Source organism: Bdellovibrio sp. NC01 (genome assembly GCF_006874625.1).
Lineage (GTDB): Bacteria > Bdellovibrionota > Bdellovibrionia > Bdellovibrionales > Bdellovibrionaceae > Bdellovibrio.
In genome coordinates, this window is record NZ_CP030034.1 from 99,300 (window position 1) to 119,562 (window position 20,263).

Annotated in this window: 25 protein-coding genes; 5 read left to right on the plus strand and 20 right to left on the minus strand. The window is 44.2% G+C overall.

Going from position 1 to position 20,263, the window contains the following annotated elements; translation table 11 throughout:
- Window positions 1-2: 2 nt before the first annotated feature.
- Window positions 3-1,619, minus strand: coding sequence for a hypothetical protein (locus DOE51_RS00515; RefSeq protein ID WP_246845207.1), 1,617 nt, complete (start codon window positions 1,617-1,619; stop codon window positions 3-5).
- Between the two features lie 78 nt (window positions 1,620-1,697).
- On the opposite strand from DOE51_RS00515, the gene DOE51_RS00520 reads away from it, so the two are divergent.
- Genes DOE51_RS00520 through DOE51_RS00530 form a run of 3 tightly spaced genes read left to right on the plus strand, consistent with a single transcriptional unit; the run spans window position 1,698 to window position 3,565 of the window.
- The gene (locus DOE51_RS00520; protein ID WP_142694663.1) at window positions 1,698-2,882 is read left to right on the plus strand and encodes a hypothetical protein; all 1,185 of its coding nucleotides are present in this window, start codon (window positions 1,698-1,700) and stop codon (window positions 2,880-2,882) included.
- 43 nt (window positions 2,883-2,925) lie between these two features.
- The gene (locus tag DOE51_RS00525) at window positions 2,926-3,318 is read left to right on the plus strand and encodes a response regulator (protein WP_142694664.1); all 393 of its coding nucleotides are present in this window, start codon (window positions 2,926-2,928) and stop codon (window positions 3,316-3,318) included.
- Window positions 3,305-3,565, plus strand: coding sequence for a hypothetical protein (locus DOE51_RS00530; protein WP_142694665.1), 261 nt, complete (start codon window positions 3,305-3,307; stop codon window positions 3,563-3,565). Before DOE51_RS00525 ends, DOE51_RS00530 begins: the two co-directional genes overlap by 14 nt.
- Window positions 3,566-3,586: 21 nt before the next feature.
- Here DOE51_RS00530 and DOE51_RS00535 read toward each other — a convergent pair whose 3' ends face one another.
- The 18 genes from DOE51_RS00535 to DOE51_RS00620 form a co-directional block, all read right to left on the minus strand.
- Window positions 3,587-3,781: a hypothetical protein gene (locus DOE51_RS00535; RefSeq protein WP_142694666.1), complete on the minus strand. Its 195-nt coding sequence runs from the start codon at window positions 3,779-3,781 to the stop codon at window positions 3,587-3,589.
- Window positions 3,782-4,028: 247 nt separating this feature from the next.
- Window positions 4,029-4,223, minus strand: a complete 195-nt coding sequence (locus DOE51_RS00540) for a hypothetical protein (RefSeq protein ID WP_142694667.1) — start codon at window positions 4,221-4,223, stop codon at window positions 4,029-4,031.
- Window positions 4,224-4,398: 175 nt separating this feature from the next.
- Window positions 4,399-4,680 (minus strand): hypothetical protein, encoded by a 282-nt coding sequence (locus tag DOE51_RS00545; RefSeq protein ID WP_142694668.1) that lies wholly within the window; start codon window positions 4,678-4,680, stop codon window positions 4,399-4,401.
- A gap of 13 nt (window positions 4,681-4,693) precedes the next feature.
- A complete protein-coding gene (locus DOE51_RS00550; protein WP_142694669.1) occupies window positions 4,694-6,346 on the minus strand; it encodes a DUF6531 domain-containing protein in 1,653 nt (550 codons plus the stop codon).
- Window positions 6,347-6,377: 31 nt separating this feature from the next.
- Window positions 6,378-7,253, minus strand: a complete 876-nt coding sequence (locus DOE51_RS00555; RefSeq protein WP_142694670.1) for a type II secretion system F family protein — start codon at window positions 7,251-7,253, stop codon at window positions 6,378-6,380.
- Between the two features lie 3 nt (window positions 7,254-7,256).
- Window positions 7,257-9,473: an ATPase, T2SS/T4P/T4SS family gene (locus DOE51_RS00560; protein ID WP_142694671.1), complete on the minus strand. Its 2,217-nt coding sequence runs from the start codon at window positions 9,471-9,473 to the stop codon at window positions 7,257-7,259.
- Window positions 9,474-9,592: 119 nt separating this feature from the next.
- Window positions 9,593-11,110, minus strand: coding sequence for a BON domain-containing protein (locus tag DOE51_RS00565; protein WP_142694672.1), 1,518 nt, complete (start codon window positions 11,108-11,110; stop codon window positions 9,593-9,595).
- A gap of 45 nt (window positions 11,111-11,155) precedes the next feature.
- On the minus strand, window positions 11,156-12,085 hold the full coding sequence (gene cpaB / locus DOE51_RS00570; RefSeq protein ID WP_142694673.1) for a Flp pilus assembly protein CpaB: 930 nt from the start codon (window positions 12,083-12,085) through the stop codon (window positions 11,156-11,158).
- Between the two features lie 7 nt (window positions 12,086-12,092).
- Entirely contained in the window at window positions 12,093-12,608 is a 516-nt protein-coding gene (locus DOE51_RS00575) for a hypothetical protein (RefSeq protein ID WP_246845208.1), read from the minus strand.
- The gene (locus tag DOE51_RS00580) at window positions 12,602-13,234 is read right to left on the minus strand and encodes a hypothetical protein (protein WP_142694674.1); all 633 of its coding nucleotides are present in this window, start codon (window positions 13,232-13,234) and stop codon (window positions 12,602-12,604) included. The genes DOE51_RS00575 and DOE51_RS00580 overlap by 7 nt, the downstream gene beginning before the upstream one ends.
- Window positions 13,235-13,295: 61 nt before the next feature.
- Entirely contained in the window at window positions 13,296-13,544 is a 249-nt protein-coding gene (locus tag DOE51_RS00585; protein WP_142694675.1) for a hypothetical protein, read from the minus strand.
- A 1-nt stretch (window position 13,545) separates the two neighbouring features.
- Window positions 13,546-13,728 carry a hypothetical protein gene (locus DOE51_RS00590; RefSeq protein WP_142694676.1) on the minus strand — a complete coding sequence of 61 codons (183 nt, stop codon included), beginning with the start codon at window positions 13,726-13,728 and terminating at the stop codon, window positions 13,546-13,548.
- Between the two features lie 31 nt (window positions 13,729-13,759).
- Window positions 13,760-13,948: a Flp1 family type IVb pilin gene (locus tag DOE51_RS00595; RefSeq protein WP_142694677.1), complete on the minus strand. Its 189-nt coding sequence runs from the start codon at window positions 13,946-13,948 to the stop codon at window positions 13,760-13,762.
- A gap of 145 nt (window positions 13,949-14,093) precedes the next feature.
- Window positions 14,094-14,399, minus strand: coding sequence for a hypothetical protein (locus tag DOE51_RS00600; protein WP_142694678.1), 306 nt, complete (start codon window positions 14,397-14,399; stop codon window positions 14,094-14,096).
- 26 nt (window positions 14,400-14,425) lie between these two features.
- Entirely contained in the window at window positions 14,426-15,892 is a 1,467-nt protein-coding gene (locus tag DOE51_RS00605) for a methyl-accepting chemotaxis protein (protein ID WP_142694679.1), read from the minus strand.
- Between the two features lie 365 nt (window positions 15,893-16,257).
- Complete coding sequence (gene hpt / locus DOE51_RS00610) at window positions 16,258-16,776, minus strand: hypoxanthine phosphoribosyltransferase (RefSeq protein ID WP_142694680.1); 519 nt, start codon at window positions 16,774-16,776, stop codon at window positions 16,258-16,260.
- A gap of 16 nt (window positions 16,777-16,792) precedes the next feature.
- Window positions 16,793-17,518: a lipopolysaccharide assembly protein LapB gene (locus DOE51_RS00615; RefSeq protein WP_246845209.1), complete on the minus strand. Its 726-nt coding sequence runs from the start codon at window positions 17,516-17,518 to the stop codon at window positions 16,793-16,795.
- Entirely contained in the window at window positions 17,515-18,234 is a 720-nt protein-coding gene (locus tag DOE51_RS00620) for an outer membrane protein assembly factor BamD (protein WP_246845210.1), read from the minus strand. The genes DOE51_RS00615 and DOE51_RS00620 overlap by 4 nt, the downstream gene beginning before the upstream one ends.
- Before the next feature lie 97 nt (window positions 18,235-18,331).
- On the opposite strand from DOE51_RS00620, the gene DOE51_RS00625 reads away from it, so the two are divergent.
- Window positions 18,332-18,670 carry a hypothetical protein gene (locus tag DOE51_RS00625; RefSeq protein WP_142694682.1) on the plus strand — a complete coding sequence of 113 codons (339 nt, stop codon included), beginning with the start codon at window positions 18,332-18,334 and terminating at the stop codon, window positions 18,668-18,670.
- The gene (locus DOE51_RS00630) at window positions 18,630-19,421 is read left to right on the plus strand and encodes an HTTM domain-containing protein (RefSeq protein ID WP_142694683.1); all 792 of its coding nucleotides are present in this window, start codon (window positions 18,630-18,632) and stop codon (window positions 19,419-19,421) included. The genes DOE51_RS00625 and DOE51_RS00630 overlap by 41 nt, the downstream gene beginning before the upstream one ends.
- Here DOE51_RS00630 and DOE51_RS00635 read toward each other — a convergent pair.
- Window positions 19,358-20,143 carry an SH3 domain-containing protein gene (locus tag DOE51_RS00635; RefSeq protein ID WP_142694684.1) on the minus strand — a complete coding sequence of 262 codons (786 nt, stop codon included), beginning with the start codon at window positions 20,141-20,143 and terminating at the stop codon, window positions 19,358-19,360. The genes DOE51_RS00630 and DOE51_RS00635 overlap by 64 nt on opposite strands.
- Window positions 20,144-20,263: the final 120 nt, after the last annotated feature.

Here is a 20,263-nt window from a genome sequence, read left to right on the forward strand (position 1 = left end):
AACTAGAACAGATACTGAACACCACCCATCAGCGTCGTCATCTTGTGACTGATGCTAGAAGCGGGATCGGTTCTTTGACCGGTTCCGCTAAAGTCAGAGCTGTAATTTTCAAACAGCAATTCCCCGCGAATCTTGAATCTGGTTTTCATTCTATAATCCATGAAGAAACTAAAGGCGTTGATCTTATTATCTGAAGATCCGCCGCTTGAACTGCTTTCGCTAAGACTTGGATTCACGTACAAATCGAACTTACCGCCCAAGTCGATGGGAATTTCATCGGACAATGGGAACTGACCTTCGATACCTAGAAGCAAACCACCGTATTTCATCGATGTGAAGGCCGTTGGTGTGCTGTCGTCGACTTTGAAATCAGTCACTGCGTAACCGGCGTTGATGCGGATTTTTGGACCGAAGAAATCACTCGTTAGTAAGAAATTGTATCCACCGTTGATGCCGTATTGGCTCATCGACATGTTCAATTTGCCTGGTGATGAACCAGCAAGATCGTTATCAATCGAGAACACCGATTGGCGTAATGTTAAACCGATAAACCATTCTGGATTCAACCAGATTTCACCACGCACTAAAATGTTAGGTGCAAAGTTGCTGCTGCCGCTGATTGATCCCGCAGTTCTTAAGTTCGCATTTTGTGTGTATGAAGAAAATCCCGCTAACAATTCCACTTTACCGAATTGGGGAGCCGATTCCGGAACCCACTCTTGCGGATTTTCACCAAAGGCCACGTCTTTATCTGGGCGTTGAGTGATATCGGTCATCACTTTCCCAGAGGGAGTCACCACAGGTGTAGAATACTTCACGAATTCATCCGGCATTACCTTAGAGCCAACCGCGATCACACCATTTTCTTTTTCAAGTTCAATGTAACCGAAGCTTAGATACTGTTCGACCTTGAACAGTTTCACGCGACCTAAAACTTCTTTTTCCGTGCTAACCATGAATTTCAATTTTGGATGACGATTTACTTTGATGATTTGCACGATCGACACAAAGCTGCCAGGTTTTAAACCATAGTTACTACCTAAATTCAAAGTCACTTGCTGACCGCGGCGACTTAAGATCGTCGCACGGAATGGCATGCGGTTTTTGATATTTTCAAACAACCGAGCGGCTTGTGACTTGATGTCGTTGATTTCAAAACCTTTGTAATCAGTAAGCGTTTCTTGCAAAAGGGGTAAACCGTCGCGACCGACGAACAAAGTCATCGTGATTGAAATGCCACGCGGGCCTTTGATAAGTTTTGTAGTTAAAGCGGCTTCTGATTTTCCGGCTTGCAGAATTTTTTTAACGTCTTCAGGGTGTTCATCCAAAAGTTCCGATTTGATTTTTAAATCTTTTGGATAATCGGTTAGTGACCACTGTTTATCATCATTCAAAACTTTGCGCAGTTCTTCATCCAATGGTTTTGCGTAGATACCACCAACGTTATCTGTCGTCGGAACCAGTACAATTGATTTGATAGCTAGATCTTGGTCAACAGCGCTGACGTAAACATTCTGTGTTTGCTGGGCAATCGGCTGGGAATTTGCCTGTGCATAAGCAAACTGAATATGAAAAAAACCGACGAACACGCTGAAGGAACAAAGAAGGAATGATTTCATATTTTTTATTCTGCCTTGAGAGTGAAAACTGGTCAATTTGACATCAAGAAATTCAGACCGAGTGCCGAAAGAAATTTTATGAAGTCGACTATTTCATTTTCATTGTTAATTGCTGCAATCATGGGAAGCTCATCGGCGCTAGCACAGTCTAGTCTAGAAGGCTTCTCTTCAGGACGTTACGAGCTTCACAAGACGACTAAGTCGACGAAGAAAAACCGTAAGCCAACCTCAGAAGAAGAATCCCAAAAACCTGTGACGGATGCAGATGGTGTGCAGGTTCGTGTGTTAACCCCAAGTCAATTGGCGGCAGAAAAGGCCGAAGAGCAAAAACAGATCGCTCTTAAGAAAGCAGCGGAAGAAAAAGCTGCGGCTGACAAAAAGGCACAAGAGGAAGCTGCAAGCAAAGCAGTTCTTGTGGCACAAGCAAATCCAAATCCAGCCCCTGTGGAAAAGTCGGTGGAAGAACCAAGTATCTCTGAACAAGCAGAGTCTTTGTTTTCTGCAAACCCAGAAAAAGTTTACGATTACTATCGCCAAGAAATTCACCCAGACGACATTCGCAACAACAAGGTCGAGGTCGAGTTTTCTCCGGTAGTGGCCTATAACGATTCAAAATCTAATTACTCTTTCCGCGATTATCAAAGTTTCTTTGAAGCGATGAAATTGAAAGCGAACGTATGGCTGACTCCGTTGATTGGTGTGTCGGGCCAATTCATGTTTTCTTTTGGCGCTGATATTGATGATGGCAATTCATCCAAGGTTTCCACTAAGTACGAAATGATGGATTTGGCTTTGAACTTTAGGAAGTTCTTTGGCCTTTCCCGTAAAGCAAATTCTTTGGAATTTGCAGTTTTGTACAGCGACAACAACTTTAAAGTATCAAACGACAGCGTTTCCCATCCGCGCTCGAAATCTTCGGGGTTTGGTGTGGGCTTAAAAGGTCGCTTTCCAACTTCAGATTCTTATGCGTGGACTGTTGGTGGAACGTTCTTCCCAAGATTGTCGCATTCAGAATCGGCGACGGCAGTTAACGTCAGCTCTGGTTCTTCGGATGAAAACATCCGTATTGGTTTTGATGTTGGGGGAGAATGGAAATTTTCACGTCACAGTCAAATGCTGTGGAACTTGGGCTTAACGACGGAAAAGAATTTGTTCACAGGTTCTGCGTCTTTGCCAGATCCCACGACAGGTGTAACGCCTTCAAGTGTTAGCGTTACCAACTCTTTGTATATGTTCAACCTAGGCTATCGTTGGGGTCACTAAAATCCCCTCATCAAACGCCTGATATCTTCATATACTGTTTTGGATGAAGATACGTTTCGCTGTTGTAGATGATGCCGCCTTTCTTAGAGAACTCATAAAAAATATCGTGAGTTCCGCTGGTGGCATTTGTGTTGGCGAAGCTGAAAATGGCGATGATGCCATTAAGCTTGCTCAAGCGACTCTGCCCGATCTTGTTTTCCTTGATATGGTGATGCCGTTGCGAAACGGAATTGAAACTGCGAAGGCATTGAAAGAGCTGATGCCTGAAGTGAAAATCATTGGCTGTTCGACAATCGACAATGAAGCATTGATTGAACAAGCACATCAAGCGGGATTCGATGCGTATCTGACGAAACCGTTTACTAAAGATCAAATTTTAAAAACAATTTCCAAAGTATTACCGCAACAAGGGGAATCGACCCATGGAAGAACTTAAGTTCGTTCTTAAAACCTTTGCCTTTACATGCTTGATGATCGTTTTGATGCAAGTGAAGGTTGGTGGCGCAACTATCGAATCATATTCATTCAGATGGTTGCAACACTCAACAGTGTCGCAGTGGATTCAAAGCGCTGCCGCTGGTGGAGCAATGGCTTTAAGAAATTTGGGTGGTCACGTGAAAGATGGCGTGGCTAGCACTGTTGACGGATTCCAAGAAGGCGCTCACGAAAAAGCTGTTCGCTAAAGCGCACCCGTCTGATTTAAATTATTTGATAGCTTGATTTGAAGTCGCTGCAGTAGCAGTTGTCGTCGTACCTTGCGTATTTGATGAAGGAGCTACTGTGTGAGCAAACAAGCTGTTACCTTGTGAACTCATCATGTGTTTGCATTTTGAACCAGCAAAAGAAGTTGAAGAGATTGTCATTACTGCTGCTGTGATGATGATTGTTGCTGCTTTCATTTGGTACTCCTTTGTGTTCATTAATTCGTCGTACACAAAGAGGTATTGCATCACGCGTGCCAGATTTTTCGACTCACAATGAGATAGGGCCGACCTTGAATCAAGGACTTAGCCAAGGGGATTCTTAGAATGAGATTGCCTGCGCAAAGACGCGCCTTTTTTGTTCCGCTGTTGAAAAAGCTTTGAACAAAAGGGGAAGGAGAGCGGCTGGGGGGAAACCACTCTCCTTGGGGGCAATAATATTATGTTAGTTGATTGCGCCGTTCGAAGTTCCAGGAGCAACTGGGTTTGTTGGACCCGTAGACGAAGTTTTCGCCTTTCTTACTGGATTCGTCGAAGCGAACAAAGAGCCATTTTCCTTGTGAGCGCATTTAGGATCTGCTGACGCCATAGATGCAGTCGCAAGAACAACAGCGGCCATTAGAATTTTCGCAAGTTTCATAGGGGACTCCTTTACATGAATTAATCCTTCATAAGGAGTCTATTGCAGCGGTCATGCCATGAAATCTGTATCAGACTGAGACAATTAGCCGATATAAGCAGGTGTGAGGCGAAAATAAAAAGGCCCTGGGTGACCAGAGCCTTTTTCGTTCTTCCTGTGAAAACTAACTAGACAGTTATTCTACGCCGTCTTTGCCTGCGCCTGAACCCGAAGAAGGATTCGAGCCAGAACCACTGCGTGGTTGAGCGGCAGTAGGGTCTTGCATACGCATATGTTTAAGACGAGCCAAACATTCCTTACACTCGCCTACTGAAGCCACCGAAGCACCTTGTGAAGTCATCGCTTCATTTGGGTCTTCGCCTGGATTTACAGTGCGTTTAGAATCGTCCTGTGCAAATGCAGAGAAAGCTGAACCTAGAGAAATCAAGATCGTTGTAGCGACTAAAATCTTCTTCATACATTCACCTCTCTTACAGATAAAGCTCAGCTGTAGCTGGAGCGATAATATCTAGCAAGTTATTAAATGTGCTGGCCACTTGCATTGCCACTGAAGGACCTTCTTTACTGTCCACTTTATTGATGTCGCCATTCTGTTTATAAGATACTTGGATAGTTCCAAGACCTGGGCGAGTTACAACAGCTGGTTTACCATAGCGTTCTTCGTACTCAATCTTAACAACCTTTTTCGCTTGATCCGTGATAGTCGCGATACGTCCGCGGTTATCATAAGTCATAGAGATTTTTTGGCCATCAGAGTTTTGTGCGAACGCTAAGTTACCTTTTGCATCGTATTTAAACTGCGTTTGTTTCGTCGCAACTTTTGCACCCTTCGCATTGAAGAATGTTGAAGTCACTTCGCTTACTTTTTTGATTTTTGGATCATATTCGTAAGCCATGCGCATTGCCGCTGTTGCTTTTACTTTTACAAGACCATCTGGATAGTACTCGTAAGAGATACGATCAGTGTTGCGACGGATGGAAGTCGGTTTGCCGAATACTTCATGGTAAGTGATATCAGTTACGTTACCGTTTACAGTCGTAGCTACACGTTGCAAATAGAACTGACCATCAGCGCGTTGTTGATGCCAGAATTCGTATTTGTTATCAGCGATCGTTTCTTTGCCGCAGACTTTCTTAACTGTAGACCAGTAGTGATTTTTAGGATCGTTCGTCGCGAATTCGTATTTATACGACTCCACACACTTGTCACGATCCGCAAAACCGATAACCCAGTCATTCTTTTTATCGTATTTCAAAGCGATGAATGTTTTATCTGGCCAAGAAGCTTTCGTTAAGTTGTGAAGATCATCGTACTCGTACGTATAAGTCTTCAACCAAGCATTCTTTACTGATGCAAGATCGTCCAGGTTTGCGAACTTGTATTCAGCCATCAAACCATTTGGACCCGTGATCGATTTAACTTTTTTGTTTTGGAAATATTTGAAACCAAGACGACGACCGTTGTTATCTTCGATTTGCGCGATAACGTCTTTGTCGTAAGTAAATTTCAGGAAGTTACCATTTTTATCGTAGATGTGAGTCAGTTTACCTTGAGTGCTGAAGCGTTGTGCGCTTCCGTCTGGAAGATTACGAGTGTAGTAAGTCTTATTGAATACGAAGTGTTCAACTTCACGACCGTTAGCGAAGAACTTAGTGCCTTCCTTAACTGGAGCCGTCAAACCGTATTTCGCAGCTAGTTCAGAACGAGCGTTGTCATCTTCAACCAACTGAGTTTTCAAGCTGTTGATGTAAGCTTCAGTCACGCCGACTTTTTTCTCGGCTTTCATTTTCGCTACGATGGCATTGATTGTGTTATCAACGTCTTTACGGCTTACTTCGCGAGGAGAGAACGTGACTTCAAGACCGCCACCGCACTCTTTCACTTTCAAGTTACCTTCAGCCGTGATTTCCATGCTTGTTTCGAAGTCAGAACACCAGCCGAAGCCGAACATACCGTTGAAGAGTGAACGGCTGTTATAAGTTCTAACGATTTTCAAATCATAACCACTACCTGGAACATCCATATCGATCCATGTATTGGAATAGTTGGCATTTTTCATGTCGACAAGCGCGTGCGCCTGCGCAGAAAAAAGAACTGCGATTGCCAAGAGAGTTTTCTTCATTATTTCTTACCTCTTCCTTGAAACTGACAAACTACACTTTAATGGTAACAAGCTTTTTAATTACGACGCCACCGATAATTTGAAGAGCAAGCATCACGAACAACAACACTAGACCAAGGGTTGTAGTAAACATAGGTTTAATGAAGTTCGGATCTACCATCATAAATACGCCCATCAAAATAAACGGGATCAAAGTCACGATAATCCCTTGCATCAGGCCTTGCGCGGTAAGGGCCTGAATTTTTTTCTCTACCTTTTGACGTTCACGGATAACAGTCACGATCGTTGTAAAAGTTTCGGCCAAGTTACCGCCGGTCTCTTTTAAGATGTTGATCGACGTTACGAACATCTGCACGTCAGGGCGAGGAATGCGATTGCCTAAGTCATTCAATGCGCTTTCAAAACTATCACCGACTTGCATTTGATAAAGAACTTGCGAGAACTCTTGGCTGATCGGATTGCCCATGATCTCTACCACGCGCTTCATCGATTCCTGTGGATTCGATCCGGCTTTAATACCGTTCGCCATGATAGTAAGACCGTCCACCATTTGATCGGTGAATGTTGAACAACGTTTTTCATAAATCAATTTTACTAACAGCAAAGGCAACTGCCAGCCACCGACAGTCAAGGCCGCGCCAAAGACGGAACCGATAAGCACGTTCGGCCAGAATGCCAAGAAGGCAAGGGCGCCCACACCGAAGCTCATCAATAAAATGATGATCGTGATCTTCTTTTCATCAACATCGTTACCCATCACACGAAGAAGTTTTACGACTTCTTCTCTTTGTCCAAGACTGCGTGCATGCAACCACGTAATTGCTTTCTCCGCCCACATCAGAACGATGACGAAGATGCAAATACCGAATATAGGAATCATGATCCATTCGTTATATAAGAAATGCATAATCTACCCCGTTTTCTTCGGAGGAATAACTCCAGGCATTTTTGGAGCCGCGATATTTGGTGCTGCTGGCTTCGCTGCCGGAGCAGGGTTGGCCGCTGCTGGATCGTTCGCGAAAATTTCACGAGGAATCACAACACCTTTATCGCTCAGTTTTTGGATAAAGCTTGGAATTGTACCGGTTGCTTGGAACACACCTTGGATCTTACGATTTTTATCGTAGCCCGTTTCTTTGAAACGGAAGATCTCTGCAAGAGTTACGATCTCACCTTGCATGCCCGCAACTTCAGTGATGCTCAAAATTTTACGGCTACCATCTGATAGACGAGAAATCTGAACGATCAAGTTAACCGCGCCCGCAATTTGTTCACGGATCGCACGAACTGGAAGATCCATACCAGACATCATACAAAGAGTTTCAAGACGCGCGATACATTCACGAGGACTGTTGGCGTGAGTTGTCGTCATTGAGCCATCATGACCTGTATTCATCGCTTGCAACATATCAAGAGCGGCGCCGTCACGACACTCACCGACGATGATACGGTCAGGACGCATACGCAGGGCATTCTTAATCAAGTCACGAATTGTGACAGAGTGAGTTCCTTCCATCGAAGAAGGACGAGTTTCTAAACGCACGACGTGTTCCTGTTGCAATTGCAACTCGGCCGCGTCCTCGACTGTGATAACACGTTCATTCGAAGGAATGAATGATGACATCATATTCAGTAAGGATGTTTTACCGGAACCAGTACCACCAGAGATCACGATGTTTAAACCGTTCTCTGCACAGATACGAAGGAAGTCGATCATGTTTTTCGTGATACTTCCGTACTCGATATACTTTTCAGGTGTGATACCACCTTTTTTAAATTTACGAATAGTCAAAGCAGGTCCGTCGATCGCCAGTGGTTCAATCACGGCGTTCACACGCGAACCGTCTTTTAAACGCGCATCCACGTAAGGAGTCGAGTCATTGATCTGACGACCCAGTGGAGTCACGATACGTTCGATGATACGGCGTAGGTGATCATTCGAAGTGAAATGCACAGGGCTTAATTGCACCTTACCGCTTTTCTCGACGAAGATCTTTTTGAAACCATTGACCATGATCTCTGACACGGCAGCATCGGCAAGTAAGTCTTCAAGAGGACCCAAGCCTAATGCTTCTTCTAAAACTTCTTTGATAATTTTTGAACGCTCTTCACGTGAAAGATCCGGAGCTTCTTTATCGACGATCAAAGTGATTTCACGTTTTGTTTTTTCGCGAATCTCTTTTTCTTTATTTTCGTCCTGCTTCGTATCCATCAAAAGCTTTTTCAAATCCACAGTACGAATCAATTCGTTATGCACGCGGATTTTAGTCAACGTACGCGGGTCCATGCCTGAAGAACCAGAAACAACCGCAGCGTTACCGCCGCCTTCAGTCGCTGCTGGAGCCACAGGCTTAGGACGGGCCAATGTTTTAAGTCTTTGTAGGACGCCGCCAGTTAGTTTTCTAGCAACGTCAAAGTAAGCCGCTGTGACTGGAGCTTTTGGAGCTGACAACACAAACGGCTGATATTTTTGTAACGCCATCATTGAAGTGGCTTCATCGGCTGGCACGATTCCCAAGAAAGGAAGTTGCAATTGATTTGAAATCGCTTGCGGAGACAAACCTGTTGGTGAAGCTTTATTGATCACCAATTGGAACATGTCTTTAGGGAATGTCGCTGATAAAAGTTCATTCACCAAGCGTTGCGTTTGAGTGACGACAAGAACTTCTGGAGTTGTCACGATCATGATGGCTGTGGCTTCTTGAAGAACAGCCATTTGCGCAGGACCCAAGTCATTACCCACGTCGACCACTACGAATTTAAATGCACGACTGAAGAAGTCCATCAACTTGCCCAACATATCAGGCGAAATGTTCATGCTTTCTTCAGGTCCACGCACGGCACCGACATAGCCAAGGCCAGAAGCATGCATCGTTACAAGAGTATTCATTGGTTGAGAATTTAAAGAACCTTGGAAAGAAGATAGTTCTTTCAAAGTTTTGACTGGCTTAAGCCCCATGATCACGTTTTGATCGCCGACTGATTTAGAGTCTGCATCGACAAGCAAAACCTGAGTACGTAGCTCTGTCATAAGGGCGCAGGCAAAATTCGCGGCAAAGACGCTCTTACCGACGCCACCTTTACCACCAACAACAGCGATGAGATTACAGTTAGGATTAATAGCCAATGCGGACCTCCGTCATCCTTATCGGCCAACATGTCGAACCTTTTTACGAGATGAAGGTCCCAATTAAGGGACCCGGCTAAAGTCCTACTCCTGCGCAAGCAGGAGTGCAGACCAGCGTCCTAATCGCGTAGGCGGAACTTCTTCTTGATTTGCTCAGCACCGGCGCTGGCTGAAGTCTTAACGACTGGAGTCACAAACACCACGAACTGGCTTTGATCTTTCGAGAAGTCCTTCGAAGCGTAAAGACTGATGATTGGGTTCTTCACGTTGTCAGGCATTTTATTATAGTCCGTTGTTGCAGTATTACGGATCAAACCACCGACTGCAGCACTTTGACGGTCACGCACGATCACTGACGAATTCATTTCATTCGAGCTTGTGATTGGCGCACCACCAGAACGACCCACCATGCTTGTCACTTTGAATGACAGATCCATGTGCACGCTTCCTGATTTTTCACCAAGAAGCATTGGTGTGATCGTACTTACGATACCAACTTCCGCAAACGCAGTACCTTGAACGTTATCTTTACCGATAACCGCGTAAGGTTGGTTGGTTACCTGTTTGATTTCACCTTTTTTACCGTCTTCAACAATCAAGCTAGTACTTTCAAGTACGCGAGCATGACCGTGTTGTTTCGCCCAGTTTAATTTCGGCAACAAGTTTGAAACTGTGCCTGTGATAGAACTGACGATACCGCCTGGAGTGCTGCCACCACCAGTCACAGTCAATTGCGAGTTGTCACCCAATTCAGGAGTGAATTGGAATTTGAACGCCTTCGAGTAGTTTTTATTCAACTCAACGTAATGCACGACAAGTTGAATCATCTTAGAAGGTGGTTTTGGTGCAGCCTCTTTGACTTGGATCAAGTTAATGACACCGTCATTGGCAGGCTTACGCTTTTTGATCACACCTTTTTCTTCGGCAGCTTCGATCACGATATCTGGTAGATATGTTTTCGCGATGATCTCTGCACGAACTTTTTCATCGTCACTGTTCGCCCAACCTTGAAGAATGATTTTGTCATTCACGGCGCGAACTTCGATTTCTGGATTGTTGATATCGCGCGTAATGAACTCTGCGATTTTCTTTTGTGCTAATGGGCTGAGTGTCACAAGCGATGAAGCTTGATCGCCGAACTGCTGAACGACGTTGTAGATACGAGCAAGATCTTTCGGAAGAAGGATCTGACCATCGACGACAACTTTATTATTTACGATCTTGATGTTGATACCTTCGATATCACCAAGAAGTGCACGCATTTCGCGAACGACTTTATCAAGCTTACTTTTCTTAACGTCAATACGGTATTCGGCAACGATCTTGCCGTTTTTCTTATCGTGAATTGTTAGTGTCGCAAAACCTTCCGCTTTAGGGGCGAAGCGGATAACGTTCAAGTCTTTAGCGAAAGAGGCTGTTACGATACGGCGGAAATCACCTTTGAATTCTACGCCTTCAGGAATAGGAGGAAGTTTTTCGTCGTGTTCGATGCCTAAAGTCAGGCTGACGAACTTACGCGAGCGATAAGCGCCACTATCTTCAACCGATACAGATGGATCGGCAGACAGATCGTCTTCTGCGCGAACGTATCCACTCATGCTTAATAGTAAGCTTAGAGTGAGCAGTTGATATTTCATAATTCCCCCTTAACTAACAATTCCCCTTAACAAAACCCGAACGAACTACAATGTATGGAAGCCACCAGGTCGCTGTTGCGGAGGTGCCGTACGTTGTTGCATAGGCGGAGCAATACTTGGGCGAGCCGGCATTTGCTGCTGTGGAAGGATCGTCGGTGGCGCTACTGACGCCGGCGCTGGTCCATCCAAAGAAACAACAGGCTTACCCGCTACTGAATCAGAAGTAGAGCTTGGCATACGCGGTGGAATTGTTCTGTCGCTTGGATTTCTTAAAGCGAAGAACAAGTTACCCGGTGCCGTTGACAAGATATAAAATAAATCTTGTGCTTCTTTCGGAGTCGCCTCAATCGTGATCGTCGTATATTTCGTGTCACCAGTTAAAGCGATCTGACTTAAGTTTTTACCTGAAGAGTCCAATTCGAACATACGTGGAATGTTATTTACAACACTCACGCCTGTCGCTAGGACAACAACGTCATTCATCATAGTGAAGACTTCACGACGTTGATTCACACCTTTACCGTTATCAACTGCTGCATAGATATCCACGCGGTCACCCGGACGGATTAGCTTTGCAACCGCACGGACTTCATCCACTGGAATCGTTACCGCACGTTTACTTGGAGCCACTTGCAACGAGATCCCTGTGTCAGGACCCGGTGTTAATAAGTTATTTTTCAAAACCATCTGACCTTTACGAATAGGAACCGCAGCCACGTTACCGATGATTTCATCAGGAACTGTGATCGCATCTGGCTGAATGAAGTCAGCAGGAAGTTCTTTTGTTTCTACCATCGTATCGTAGATCGTTTGCATTTCAGCGATATCGTCTTTGGCGATAACTACACGTTTCGTTGAACCGAAGCGTTTGTCGTACTCTGCTTTTTTCTCTTGAGAATAGCTGTACAGAAGGAATGTCGCGAAGACTCCTGCGCCAATCGATAACCATAGGTTTCTAGTATCATTCGGTCCCATAGCGCTCCTAAGTTCCACAAGCTGCATTCAAGCAGATGCCGTATGAAGTTTTAATCCAGATGGGGTTCACGCTAACATTCTCATTACGAGGGTTGCTGCAATCTTTACCTTTAACGTCGTAGTCACACACAGTACTGACTTGCTTTTGATGGAAGTCTTTACTTTTCATATCAACTTCAGGACGATTACCGAAATCGAAGAAGTCGATCTTACGAGTTGAAGCGGCCCATTTCGCTTCACCACCAGATTCGTCACGTGTACCGTGTACGCGCATTTTATAATCGTTGTAGTGAAGATTGCCGCTATCAGTTTTACGGAAATAGGTAAGGTTCGCTCGGTGAGAGAAACTTCCCATCGCATAGTTTCGAGCAGACATTGAATTCATGATGCCGGTGTGAATGGCGCCAAAGAAACCCAATGCGAAGTTAATAAATAAAACGACAACAACCATGACGGGAATCATCTCGAACATGGCCATACCTTTTTCATTATTTAATCTGGAAGATTTTTTAGACTTTAACATCCGTTATCCTCCAGTGGTACGTATTTGCTGTTGCCAGAGCTTCCCAAAGTTTTATAACGAGAAGACAGATTTAGAATCGCTTCGTTACGTGCTTTCATTTGCACCAGACATTCTTGTTGGGAAGGTTCACGAATCATGAACGCTGTAAGATAGGATTTGAATCCAGAATCGGAATCAGATGCCGTCGTACCCAAGAATGCGATTTTTAAATTCAGAATGCGCGGAACGAATGCAACACGAACACCAGTGATCGGTACCGTCGCTGCTTCAACAGCCGCCTTCGGAATGGAGTAGATGTTAGAAAAATCTTCTCCGTTATAACCGCCCTTAATATCGATCTTCGGAGCAGAGCCATCAGTTTCTGCACCAAGCAGGAACCAACTACCGCCGCCTTTTTTCGCGAATAGATCTTGAAGAACAGGTTTGCTTAATAGTTCGTTGAATTTGTCAGTACCCATTTTGGCTTGCATCGCAGGATCCACGTGTGCAGCCGCGTGAGCACGCGAAGCAGAGAAGGCAATGTATTGGCCAACTTCTGCCATTGACAATGTGAACGTCAAAGAGAACAAAACAATGCAAAGCCCCGCACACAACGTGAGCGAAAAAATGAAATCTGCCGAGATCATACCTCGGGAGTTTCCAATTATGATTTTGCTTGCCGCATTCCTTTTCACAACTTCACCCTTACTAAGGTTTCAAAGACACACTTCGTTGACTTTGATTCGGGTGGTTCTTGCATGCAGTAGCGGGTGAACCCCAGCTTCCGCATTCAAGCATCCCCGAAACTTCGGCCCAAGGACGTTCGATCATGTTCGCAAGGTATTTGCCCTCGCGAAGAGTCTTCATGCTGGCGATGAATATCGACACCATGACGATCATGAGCAGAACGCCTTCGATTACGAATTGACCGCGTTGGTTCCTAACTGTGCGTAACATGTTATTCCCCCCACTGTTGAACTTTGCCTTTGGTTTGGAAACCGCCGCCTGTCTCAAGTTGCATTTCGACTCTGGCACCCATGCGGGGACCAGATTCTTTAAATGCTTTCGCTGGAGCTGAAATGAAAACTTTCAGCCCAATGAAGAACACTGCGAAAAGCAACAAGACATATTCAACTGTCATTTCGTTCTAAGCCCTTCTTAAGCTAGCGAAACTACTGAACAGTAACTTGGCCCATGCCGTCTTTAAGCTGACCAATTTTATCTTGCACAGCAGACTGAATGTCTTTTTTGAAAATCATCACAAGGCTAACTACAACCACTAGCAATAGGATGTACTCAGTCGCACCTTGACCTGATTGATTTTTAAAAAGATTTTTAGAAAAGTTCTTAAACTTTTTCATGATGTTTCCCCCTTTGGGTTTTTATCGGCTCAAACGGGGATTCTCTAAAGGGTGGACAGAGGGGATTATGAGGATGTCTGCGTCTCAAGATGAGAATAAAAAAAGGGAGCCAGGCTCCCTTTGATGTTTTCCAATTTTGGATAACTTATTTACACTCAGATTTCTCGTCGAAAGTCTTGCCAAGGTCTTTGCCATCAAATTTGACAGTGACCTTCTTTTCGCTCAACGTGCCTTTACGAACGATTTTAGCGCTTTTTTCAGCGAATTTTTCGCATGCATCAGCACTGTCTAATTTTTTGCTTTCGTCTGTCGGGTTCTTACCATTGTATGGTTTTAGGGCGTCAACTTCTTTGCCAGGGCAAGCTTTGCGATCAACAGTGATCGTGCAATCGCCAGCGAAAGCCATGTGCGCAAAAAGTGATGCGGCTACAAATAGGGTGATTTTTTTCATTTAGATCTCCTTCTTAATACTTTTGATTATGCTGCTGAAGATTCCTCTTCGTTATTTTCATTAGATTCTTTTTTACCAACTAATTGATGTAGTGCATACATCATTTTGTTTAGTTCTTCTGATTGGTCCTGCATCTCTCCGGTAGAGTTGCTGACCGTGCTCATAGAAGACGCTACACCTTGCAAGCTTTGATCGATTTCCGTCAGAGCTTTGTTCATTTGTTCGATACCTTGAGATTGCTCCTGCGAACCTTGTGCGACCTGCTGAATTAGTTCCGATACTTTTTGCGTGTTAGAAACGATTGTCTGCAACGAGCTTTCGCTTTCAGCTGCTAACTTCACGCCCAAAGTGCTTTTTTCATTCGCTTCGACGATCAAAGTACTAATTTCCTTTGCGGCCCCAGCACTTTTTTGCGCCAAAGCGCGAACCGCATCAGCGACAACAGCAAAGCCTTTACCTTGTTCGCCTGCTCTTGCAGCTTCAACCGCAGCATTCAGCGCAAGCAAGTTTGTTTGAAAGGCAATGTCATCAATCATAGTCAAAATTTCTTCGATCTTTTTAGCGTTCGAAGAAATATCGTTCATGACTGTGATCATGCCTTGCATTTTGCGTTGGCCATCGACCACAGCAGATTGACCGTCCTTAGAAAGATTAGCGGCTTCGCTGGAACTTAAAGAATTCTGGCGAACCGTCGCAGTCAACTCTTCCATTGAAGCCACGATTTCTTCAAGCGAAGCTGCTGTCGACGTCGTGTTAGAAGAAATCTTTTCGCTAGAGTCGACAAGTTCCAATGAACGAGTGCGCACCACTTGCGAAGAAGAATCCAAACCATCAGCAACTGAACGCAATGATTTTTGTACGGAACGGATATTAAGCCAACTTGCTGCCATACCAATAAGAATACAGACAGAGACGATCGAGATCAGAACGATCAACGTCATCTTAAATGATTTACTGACGTTTTCTGACTTTTCAACGCCGGCCAGGTAACTGGCGTCAGTTAAGCTTTTCAAGGCCTGATAACTTTTTAAATAAAATTTGTCCGAATCACCGCGCAGAATTTGTTCTGCTAAAGTCGCATTTTCTTTATCAACAGCGGCTTTAAACTTATCGCTTTCAGATTGATACGAATCCCATGAGGCTTGGAAGTCCTCGAAAGATTTTTTAAGCGCGTCCGTTGCCAGCAATGGATCTAAAGTCTTTGAATAGATCATGATATTGCCGTTAAGGCTGTCCATCTCTTCAAGGATGCTTTTGCGTTCATCCGTGCTTTGTGTTGCCAACAACTCAAATTCCAAACGGCGATAGTTCACGACGTTAATGTTAATATCAGACGACTTACCTACCAACGGAAGCCATGTATCGCCGATTTCTGATGTCTGTTTGTTTTGTGAATACATGCGTTCGAGTGACAATGTATTAGTCACAAGAGAGATAAGAATTAAAAACGCAGTGATAAACAAAAATCTTCCGCGCAAAGATAGCTTCGACATTGCAGGTCCTCCGAGCACCAACTCTTCAAATTACGAAGTGCTATCTATGTTTCGGCATTTCACTAAAGATAGTTTGCGGGCCTTAAGCCCAGTTATGTAAAAACATCTTGTCTGAAACCTGGTCTTCGGGCGAGTTTACGGCCGGTCAATGTGAAGAAACCAATGAATACAAGGTTGACGTAGGTCCTAAGAGGTCCTAACTTACCGATAGGAGTTCTCATCATGCCAAAACAACTAGTATTTCTATACGTATTTTGTGTCGTCGTTCTTTTTGTCGTGAACGTCGTTGTCTCTTAGGATTTTAGACGAAAAAAAAGTTGGGTTATTCACCCAACTCTTACTCTCACTAGATTTTTAGTCTTAGTTTAGTTTTTCATAGTGTAGATATCTGGATAGTTTCTTCCTACTTCTTCAGAATCCATTCCATAACCAACAACATAACGATCATCGATAGTTTTACCGATGTAGTCTGCTTTGATAGGCAATTCACGGCGAGCTGGTTTATCCAACAATGTCACGATTTTCAAAGATGCTGGAGCTGATGCGAACAAACGGCTGCGCAAGAAGCTCAAAGTACGACCTGTATCGATGATTTCTTCAACCACGATCACGTGTTTGCCAGCGATATTTACAGAGATATCTTTTACGATTTTGATCGCGCCACCGCGTTCAACGGCTTGAACGTGTACGAAATCTACTTGTTGGGGAAGATCAATTTTTCTCATCAAGTCTGCAGTGATGTGCATAGAACCACGAAGAGGGCAGATGAAGATGATCTCTTTTCCGTCGTAATCTGCTTCGATTTGTTCAGCCAAATTGATAACCAATTCGTTAATTTCTTCAGCTGTAAGGAAAGGAACCATCTGTTCTTTAAGTTGCGCCATTGTTCTGCCTCTATTTCTACAAGTCGATCGATGTAATGCCTGCTGCTTGCGCCATTTTCAAATAACGTAAGGCCTCAGGATGTTGTGGATCCCGAATGAGGATATTCTCCCATTGTTCTGTGGCTTCAGCAATATTGTTTGAATTGTAGTAAATCGCCCCAAGCTTTAGGCGAGCTGGAATTAAGTGTGGATACTCACGGATCAACGCTTTCAAATCTTTGATGGCGCGATCTGTTTGACCCAATTGAACGTTCACTTCAGAAATACGCATTGTGATTTCCGCTTTTCTGCTGGAAAGCTTCTGCGCCTTCAATAGTTGTTCAAGAGCTTCGTTGTAGCGTTTGTATTGATAGTACAAGTCAGCCAATTCTTCATGTTTAGAAGCAAGCTTTTCATCAACGAAGGGATCTTGTTTTCCAGATTTCTTGTCCAATTGCGATTGAGCATCCAGGAACACCTGTTTGCCTTCATCGTATTTACCAAGATCGTTTAAGATGATTGAAAGACCAACACTCGCGTCTGTGTAAGTTGGATCGATTTCCAAAGCACGACGGAACGTTTTGATTGCTTTGCTGAACTGACCTTTATCGTAAAAGATCGTCGCAAGCATTTGATACACTTCTGGATTGCGAGTGTTTTGCAGAAGCATTTGGTTCAAGATAGGTTCAGCCATCTTGTAGTTACCATTGATAAAGTAACCGCGTGCTTCTGAAAGCATGTCATCTTGAAGAGAGTTAATCACTTCATCTCCTTTTCAGCTGCTTTCAATTCAGAAGTTCCAGGAAAGTCTGCTGCCAGAATTTTCAAATATTTTTCGGCCTTCGGTTTGTCGTCGATTTTATGTGCGCTGATCACGATACGTGAAAGAGCTTTCTTATCGAAGCCAAGGCTGCCGTAATTTCTGTATAAACCTTCATAACGACCTAACGCTGAATCATAGATTTCGCGTTTGAAGTAGAAGTCCGCGATGTATTCTTCCTTCTCAGCCAACATTTTGATCGTCGCTGTGCGCTTTTCTTTCGCTTCAGCTACGTACTGAGAGTTCGGATATTTCTTAATCAAATCGCTAAGATTAAGGATTGTGTCATTCGCTAGAGATAAATCTCTGTCGATTGTCGTTGGCAATTGTTGGAAGTAACTCATGCCCAAACGGAATTGCACGTAGTCTGCTTGTGGCGACGTCGGGTGCAGGTCTTTAAACATCTGATACGCCACTTGCGCCTCAGCGAAAGATTCTTGTTTGTAGTAAACGTCTGCAATCGCAAGTTCTGATTTTGTCGCGAAGTTGCTGTACGGGAATTTATTTTTCACTTCCGTATAGCGACGAATCGCCTCTTCATAGCGCTCGCCCTTGTCGAATTCCTCGGCAATAGCAAAAGCACCCTCAGGAGTGTTGGAGTTTCTCTCCGTAGAAGAACAAGCCGTCATTAGAACGGAGCTTGCGCAAATAAGTGTCATGACTCGCAGCGTTTTTAGCATAGGAGTTGATCATATTTTGGTCTAGGACCTACTGTCAATAAAGGCTCATCGATAGCGCGGAAGGAGGGTTAAAAAAATGCCAATTAAGACATTAAAGCAGCATTTTTTTACCATTTTACTGGTCATAGAAATCCTCTACTTAATTGTAGCGCTTATGATCCCGCCATTGCCGGGTTGGAAGATGTTTTCCCGTGTGGAGTGGGTGCAGCAAATCACACTCACCGATGACCATGGGCATGAGGTTTCTTTGGCTGGCTATTTGCCAAAAACCCATTATGACTTCGATGAATCGACCGCTCGTGGGACCGCTGAATTTATCTGCCGCAAGCATCCTGAGATCGCAAATTGGAATTTGAAAATAGAAGGAGCCAGCTATGAACTTCAAGCAAGTGACTGCACAGCTCGAAAAAAATAGTCTGCAACTTTTCTATTTCTTCATGGGCGCTGCGGTGTTGTTGCGTTTAGTAGATGACGTGATGGTCGGACGTTACGCGATTCATGCGGGTGAGATTTTTTCGTATCGTCATCCCGGATATTTTCCACTGTATGGCACAACGTTGTTGTTGATCGAGTGGGCGCTGACGTTCACGGGTGGCGTTTTGCTTTTCACGCAAGAACGAAAATGGGGCGCGTGGTTGGCAGCAATTGGCATCACTATGAGTCTTACACAAATGATGCAAAACCAGAAAATTCTGCTGTGGATAATTTTGTGGACTATTGCCTTAAGTTCGTCGCTCGCCGGAAATATTCCGGCACGCAGATTTTTAAAATGGCAGATTATTTTGGTTTACGTTTTCGGTGCACTTTCAAAAGTTTTTGATCAGTTCATCACCGGGAAAACCTTGCAGACACTGGCTTTCGTGCAGACTCAAGATTCAACGGATCATTTGCTGAAAGTGTTATGGCAGCCGCTATTGTCATTGCCAACCGCGCAACTGATGTCGTGGACGGTGATTATTTTAGAAATTTTAATTCCGTTTTTATTAATGCGCAAAAAAGAGTTCGCGTGGATATTTGTGCTAGTGCTTCACGGCGGGTTTATGCTGATGATGAAAGACATCGCATCGTTTTCCTTTGCGATGTTTGCACTTGCTGCGATCTTTTATTGTCCTGACGTGATAATCAAAGAAGAAGACTTAATCCAACCCGTGAGTGAGCCCGGATAAGTTACTTGTGACCAGTCTTTATCGTTCGCTTTCACGATCACTTCCATACCGCCGTACAAATCTAAAATCGCCGCCTGGTTATCGCCAGGTGCGGTTTGTAACGACACTTTATCTTCAGCAATTGTCGCGCGCATAATGTTTGAATCGTAAATTTTCAAAGTCAGTAATGTTAAAAACGCGATGAATCCCACACAGAAAACAATCCCCAAAACCGGAACTGCCGGAGGAGCTTTTTCTTCAGAAAGGGCTGTGCGACGGCGGCCCAAATAAGATAACAACGTCCATCCGGCCGCGAACAACAACACTGCTGTCAGAATCAAATAAGCAAGCAATGGTACTGGAGCTAATAGTTTTGCTCTTACGCTTTCGTAAGTTTCAAGTTGATGTGGCACATCGCGATTTTCCATCTGCGATAACACAAACTTTAGTCCAGTACGCGCCGTAGAAAGTTCAGGATCGGCGGCCAAAGCTTTGCGCAGAAGGCCAACTGCTAAGGGCTTTTTACCAAGCTGAAACTGGGCTAAAGCCAAGTTGGTAAGCGCTGTTGCATTATGTGGATCTAATTCAACGGCTTTGGCAAATGCGTCACGCGATTTTTCATATTCTTTCGCTACGTAGTGCTGAGTTCCCTCTTTGAAAAGTTCAGCAAAAGAGTTGTTTTGAGTCCACGCTAGAGTGGGCAAAATCAGAGTAAAAAAGAACACGATGAGTCGCTTCGTCATAGGAACCTCAGTTTATAGATAAAAGTCTCTTCGTGTCTACCAGGTGTCTTGTCTTAGTCCTGACCCGAGAGTAAACTGGACGGGCATTTCAAATAACAGAGGTCTGGTAAAAATACGCAG